Genomic DNA, 1,455 nt, shown 5'->3' with positions numbered 1-1,455 from the left:
GCCGCACATCAAGGCGATGTACGACACCTTCCACGCCAATATCGAGGAGGCCGACCCGATCGGCGCCTACACGAAACACCGCAGGAATGTCGTGCATATCCATATTTCGGAGAATGATCGCGGCGTGCCGGGGCGCGGCAACATTCCCTGGACCGAAACGTTTTCCGCCATCCGCAAGAGCGGCTATGACGACTGGCTGACGATCGAGGCGTTCGGCCGTTCGCTCAAGGATTTGGCGGCGGCAACGAAGGTGTGGCGCGATTTTTCCGAGAGCCCTGAAGCGGTTTATCGGGATGGGTATAAGCATATCAGGAACGGGTGGAAGAGGGCCGGCGCCTGAGACGCGAGCCGAAGGTCGGCGAAGCAAAACCGGTACCACCTTTGCTTCGTCGACCTTCGATTCAGGATCGTGGTCTAAGCCGCCGGCAGCAGGCGGGCGGAGGCGCCCCGCGCGCGCTCGTCGTTGCCGTTTCCGACGGTCCCCATCAGTTTGCGGCGGAGATAGTTGGAGATATTGTCGAAGACAAAAACGACAATCAGGATCAACAGCACCATGTAGAAAACATTGGCCCAGTTGGTGCCGGTGCGCATGGCTTCCCATAATTTCAGACCGATGCCGCCGGCACCGACGGCGCCGATGATTGTCGCCGAGCGGGTGTTCGATTCCCAGAAATAGAGGGATTGGCTAAGGAACACTGGCAGAACCTGAGGCAGCACGCCGTAGCGTTGCACCATTGTTGGTGTGGCGCCCACCGAGCGGATGCCTTCGCGCTGCTTGTCGTCGATGTTTTCCAGCGCCTCGGAATAGAGCTTGCCCAGGGTTCCGGTATCGGTGAAGAAGATCGCCGACATGCCGGCCAGCGGCCCCGGACCAAAGCCGCGGGTGAAGAACAGCGCCCAGATCAGCATGTCGACAGACCGCAGGAAGTCGAAGAAGCGTTTTGTCGCCTGGTTGGTCAACCAGTTCGGCGTGATGTTGCGCGCAGCCAGGAAGGCGAGCGGAAAGGCGACGACCGAGGCCAACACTGTGCCGACAAAAGCCATGACGATGGTTTGCAGAAGCTTCAGCCACACGTCGCCGTGTTGCCACTCGGCATTGTAGAGGATGTTGTCCCAGGCAAGCGCTGCGTTTGACCTCGACGGATCGATGCGTTCTCCGGAGACGATCAATGAAGCGACCTCGCCAAACGATTTTCCCCAGAATGGCGAATTCGTGTCAAACACAAAATTCGCCCAACCAAAAAACCGCCTCCAGGCGATCACCTCGTCATTTTGCACTTCAGCGCGGCCCAAAAATCCGAACGAGACATAGGCTGTCGAACCTGGCTTGCGTTGCTCTATCCAGTCAGGCAGCGGTGTGCGCGGCGTGACAGACCTGTCCTTGGCAATGTCGAAGACGACGCTTTCGGCGCCGCGCGTCACCGTGACAAGATTTGGCGCAATGGCGATCTGGCC

Annotated in this window: 2 protein-coding genes; one reads left to right on the top strand and one right to left on the bottom strand. The window is 59.2% G+C overall.

What is annotated here, in order from left to right; all coding sequences use genetic code 11:
* Positions 1-340, top strand: a 340-nt coding sequence (locus EN906_RS34045; RefSeq protein WP_164777601.1) for a sugar phosphate isomerase/epimerase, incomplete at its 5' end; no start/stop codon positions are given.
* A 74-nt stretch (positions 341-414) separates the two neighbouring features.
* On the opposite strand, the gene phnE is transcribed toward EN906_RS34045, so the two are convergent.
* Positions 415-1,455: phosphonate ABC transporter, permease protein PhnE (gene phnE / locus EN906_RS34040; protein WP_127375773.1), on the bottom strand; the 1,041-nt coding region annotated here is incomplete at its 5' end.

The organism is Mesorhizobium sp. M7A.F.Ca.CA.004.06.1.1 (assembly GCF_003999135.1).
GTDB lineage: Bacteria > Pseudomonadota > Alphaproteobacteria > Rhizobiales > Rhizobiaceae > Mesorhizobium.
This window is presented reverse-complemented; position numbering and strand designations above follow the sequence as displayed.